At 73.9% G+C, this 4,815-nt stretch carries 3 protein-coding genes and 1 pseudogene; 3 read left to right on the top strand and 1 reads right to left on the bottom strand.

The genetic code is table 11. From position 1 onward, the window contains the following. Nucleotides 1-233: pseudogene (locus tag ABD317_RS28760) on the top strand (hypothetical protein); the annotation flags it as partial. Between the two features lie 144 nt (nt 234-377). Next, on the top strand, nt 378-938 hold the full coding sequence (locus ABD317_RS28755) for a proteasome activator (RefSeq protein ID WP_027756855.1): 561 nt from the start codon (nt 378-380) through the stop codon (nt 936-938). 145 nt (nt 939-1,083) lie between these two features. On the opposite strand, the gene ABD317_RS28750 is transcribed toward ABD317_RS28755, so the two are convergent. Continuing rightward, entirely contained in the window at nt 1,084-2,781 is a 1,698-nt protein-coding gene (locus tag ABD317_RS28750; RefSeq protein ID WP_344293444.1) for a protein kinase domain-containing protein, read from the bottom strand. Nucleotides 2,782-3,046: 265 nt separating this feature from the next. Here ABD317_RS28750 and ABD317_RS28745 point away from each other — a divergent pair, with 265 nt between their 5' ends. Further along, on the top strand, nt 3,047-4,678 hold the full coding sequence (locus ABD317_RS28745) for a protein kinase domain-containing protein (protein ID WP_344293442.1): 1,632 nt from the start codon (nt 3,047-3,049) through the stop codon (nt 4,676-4,678). Nucleotides 4,679-4,815 lie beyond the last annotated feature (137 nt).

Here is a 4,815-nt window from a genome sequence, read left to right as displayed (position 1 = left end):
CCCCCCGCGACCCCGCCCCGTACCGCAGCAGCAACGCCCCCGTGACCGGCACCGACCCCACCCCGGACCCGGCGCAGAGCCTCACCTTCGTACCGGACGCCCACGCCGGGGCCACCGACCCCGCCCGGCGGCACCCCTCCGGCGCGGCGGACCGCGTCCTGCCCCTCGGCACGGGCATGGCCCTCGCCGGCCTGGGCCTGGCGTACATCGCCCTCCGTCTCCGCCGCCGCTGACGCGCCCCCGCCCCGAGCAGGCACCCCGAGTAGGCACCCCGAGCGGGCGCCCCGAGCAGGCACCCGACCGGCCGCCCGCCCGGCGGCCGGTCCGCGCAAGATCCCGGGAGCCCCGCCGCCGGGCTCGTGCGCGACAATGGACGCATGAATACTCCGAGCAACGAGCGGCCGTCAGAGACCCCCCAGGTGGTGGTGGTCGGACCTGACGGCATGGCACGCGGGACCGTCGCGCCGGGCGACGGCGGCGCGGACGAGGAGGCCCGCGAGACCCCGCTGACGGACAAGGTCGAGCAGCCGGCGAAGGTCATGCGCATCGGCAGCATGATCAAGCAGTTGCTGGAGGAGGTGCGGGCCGCGCCTCTGGACGAGGCGAGTCGCGCCCGGCTGAAGGAGATTCACGCCAGCTCCGTGAAGGAGCTGGAGGACGGCCTCGCCCCCGACCTGATCGACGAACTGGAGCGGCTGACGCTGCCGTTCACCGACGAGTCCGTGCCCACCGAGGCGGAGCTGCGCATCGCGCAGGCGCAGCTGGTCGGCTGGCTCGAAGGGCTCTTCCACGGCATCCAGACCACGCTGTTCGCGCAGCAGATGGCGGCGCGGGCGCAGTTGGAGCAGATGCGCCGGGCGCTGCCGCCCGGTCTCGGCAGCGAGGAGCAGGGCGAGGCGGGCCCGGAGCAGGGCCGCACCGGCGGCCCGTACCTCTGACCGATCCGACAGATCCGACGGATCCCACCGATCCGTCAGATCCGTCCGACTCGTCCCCACGCCGCACAGCCGCAGCCGCACACCGCATGACAGCGGGCCGGGTCCGTACCGCGGTACGGACCCGGCCCGCCGGTCGCGGTAGGGCCTACTCCGGGTACCCCGTCGCGATGACCAGCTCGATCTTGTCCTTCGACGGGTCGAAGTAGTCGTCGTATCCGTCGAAGTTGTGCTCCAGCACCGTGTCCTTGCCCCACAGCTCGTCGGGCTCCTCGTCCACCTCGTACGACCAGTTCGCCGCACGCATGCACTCGCGCACCGACTCGTAGTCCTTGAAAGTGAAGTCCGGGACGCGGACCAGGTTCTCGTTGTTGGCGTCGGTCAGCGGGTCCGTGCAGCGGGTCTTGTCGATCGTGCGGGACCGGTCCGGCGGCTTGAAGTCCGCCTCGGCGTTTCCGGTGGCGCCGCCGTCGTCACCGCCGCCGCTGTCGGCGCCGGGGTCGGTCGTCTGCTGCTGCGTCTGGCTGCTCTGCCTGGCCTCGGGCTTGCCGTCGTCGTCCCCGCCGTTCAGCGCGACGATGATGACGGCCGCCGCCACCACCGCGACGGCGACGACGACGGTCAGGGCTATGAGCGCCACGTTCCGGTTGCCCCCGGAGCCGCCGCTGCCGCCGCCGTGCGGCGCGGGGTTGATCGTGTACGGCGGGGGCGTCGAGTACCCGGGCTGGGGCTGCCCCGGCGGGCCACCCGGCCCTCCCGGGCCCATCGGCGCCCCCGTCCCCGACTGCGCCGGGCCGAAGCCGCCCTGCTGCATCGGCTGGTACGGGGTGGCCGCACCGGCCGGGGGCGGCGACTGGTACGGGTTGACCGGCGGGAACACCGACGAGCCGACGCCCGCGCCGGAGTCGCGCGCGTGCTCACCGCCGATGACGGACGGCATCGCGCCCGGGGGCGTCATACCGCCCGCGTGGCGCACCTCCTGGCGCATCTCCTCGGCGCTGCTGAACCGTTCGTTCGGGTTCTTCGCCAGCGCCCGTGCCACCAGCGCGTCGACGACCGGCGGGATCGTCATGTTGATGGACGACGGCGCCGGCGGCGGCTCCTGCACGTGCGCGTACGCGATGGCCAGCGGCGAGTCCGCGTCGAACGGCAGCCGCCCGGTCAGCAGCTCGAAGAGCAGGACGCCCACCGAATACAGGTCGGAGCGGGCGTCCACGCCGCGGCCCAGCGCCTGCTCGGGGGAGAGGTACTGCGGGGTGCCGACGACCATGCCCGTCTGCGTCATCGACGTGACGCCGGACTGCACGGCCCGCGCGATGCCGAAGTCCATCACCTTGACCTGCTCGCGGCGCGTCATCATGACGTTCCCCGGCTTGATGTCGCGGTGGACGAGGCCCATCTCGTGGCTGGCGTCGAGCGCGGCCAGCACGTCGGCGGTGATGCGCAGCGCCTTCTCCGTGGGCACCGCGCCGAACCGCGCGACGTCCTCGTCGAGCACCGCGCGCAGCGGCCGGCCCTCGACGTACTCCATGACGATGTACGGCACGGGCCCGCCGGCCTCGCCTTCGACGGCGAAGCGGTCCTCGCCGGTGTCGAAGACGGAGACGACGTTCGCGTGCGACAGCCGGGCGACGGCCTGGGCCTCGCGGCGGAACCGTTCGCGGAAGGAGTCCTCCCGGCCCAGCTCCGTGTGGAGCGTCTTCACCGCGACCTGGCGGTCGAGCACGGTGTCGTGGGCGAGGTGGACGGAGGCCATGCCGCCGGTGCCCAGCAGGTCGAGGAGCCGGTAGCGGCCGCCCCCCACGGATCGACCGGCGTAGTCGTCCTGGCCGCCGTGCTCGGTCATGCTCGTTTCTCCCCCGGGTGCTGGCTTGATGCTGAAAGTCTGCCTCAGGGAGAGGAGAGGTCAAGCGGGTTGCCCGTTCCGTGACCACCTGCCCCCCTGCGGTGTCCCTTTGCGCCCCCTTTACCCACACCCCCGCCGCCGGGTCCGGGATTTGCGCACGAACCCCCCGACCCGGTTGCATGTTCCGTTCAGCAGGACCGGTAGTCAGGGGCAGGAGGTAGCGTTCCCCATACCGGACGGACCACCGAACCACGGCGAGGAACTGATGTCAGAGACGGAGCCCCCGGAGGAGCCGTCGGCGAAAGGGCCGGGCAGCGGCGGTATGCCCGACTCGCCGGAGAACTGGGGCGTCGGCGGTCTCGTCGGGGACGGCCGCTACCGCCTCACCCGCCGCCTCGGCCGCGGCGGCATGGCCGAGGTCTTCGCCGCGGAGGACGTGCGCCTCGGCCGCGAGGTGGCCGTCAAGCTGCTGCGCAGCGACCTCGCCGAGGACCCGGTGTCCAAGGCCCGCTTCACGCGCGAGGCGCAGTCGGTCGCCGGCCTGAACCACCACGCGGTCGTCGCTGTCTACGACTCCGGCGAGGACCAGGTCGCCGGCAGCACCGTGCCGTACATCGTCATGGAGCTGGTCGAGGGCCGGACGATCAAGGAGCTGCTGACCGGCGCCGAGATCCCGCCGCCCGACCAGGCGCTGCTGATCATCTCGGGGGTGCTGGAGGCGCTGGCCTACAGCCACCAGCACAGCATCGTCCACCGCGACATCAAGCCCGCGAACGTCATCATCACCACCACGGGCGCGGTGAAGGTGATGGACTTCGGCATCGCCCGCGCGCTGCACGGCGCGGCCTCCACCATGACCCAGACCGGCATGGTCATGGGCACCCCGCAGTACCTCTCCCCCGAGCAGGCCCTCGGCCGCGCCGTCGACACCCGCTCCGACCTCTACGCCGTCGGCTGCCTGCTCTACGAGCTGCTGACCGGCCGGCCGCCGTTCGTCGGCGAGACCCCGCTGTCCGTCGTCTACCAGCACGCGCAGGACAACGCCGTGCCGCCGTCCCAGATCAGCGGCGAGGCGCCGCCGGAGCTGGACGGCCTCGCCATGCGCGCGCTGGCCAAGGAGCCCGACGACCGCTTCCAGACCGCCGACGAGATGCTGGGGCTGGTGCAGTACGCGCTGCGCATGCTGCGCGACGTCGGCCCGCACACCGGCACGTGGGACACCGGCGCGGTCGCCGTCGGCGGCACGCCGCCCATGGGCACCCCGGCCGTCGGCGCCACCGCGGCCATCACGGCGCTGGCCGGCGCCGGCGCCGACATCCAGCAGCAGCCGCTGCTGCGGGTCAGCGGGCCGGACGGCGGCGGCTTCGACCCCGGCCCGCGCGGGAAGGAGTGGGCGATCGTGGCGCTGGCGGTGGCGGCCATAGTGCTGGGCGTGGCCTTCGCGCTGAGCGGCGGCGACGAGGAGGGCCCGAAGAAGCCGCCGCCGTCGTCGACGTCGTCGGAGCCGTCCCCGACGAAGGACAAGAAGACGGAGGACGACGAGCCGACGCCGACGGAGGAGGAGCCGACGTACGAGGGCGAGCCCTCGTACCAGGAGACCGAGGAGCCCCCGCCCACCACCTCCCCGACGGACTCCCCGACCGACCCCACCAGCCCCACCGGCTCGCCCACCGAGCCGGGCGACGACGTCGGCGGCACGACGAGCGAGGGCAGCGGCAGCACGTCCGAGGGCGGCACGGAGGGCAGCGCGACCGGCGACACCACCGGGGACCCGGCCGGCGGCGAGGCCGACGGCGGCGAGTCCGCGGGGGACACGGCGGGCGAGGTCGACGGCGGCAGCGAGGCAGCGGGCGAGACGGTGCAGGGCAACGACGCAGACGGCGGCTTGGGCTCGTAGGCCCCACCCTCCCGCCCGGGGGCTGCGCCCCGGCCCTGCTCGGGGCTGCGCCCCGGCCCTGCTCGGGGCTGCGCCCCGGACCTGCTCGGGGCTGCGCCCCGGACCTGCTCGGGGCTGCGCCCCGGACCTGCTCGGGG

This window comes from Streptomyces synnematoformans, from assembly GCF_039531005.1.
Lineage (GTDB): Bacteria > Actinomycetota > Actinomycetes > Streptomycetales > Streptomycetaceae > Streptomyces > Streptomyces synnematoformans.
Note: the sequence above shows the minus strand (reverse complement) of the source record. Positions and strands in the feature narration are given on the sequence as shown.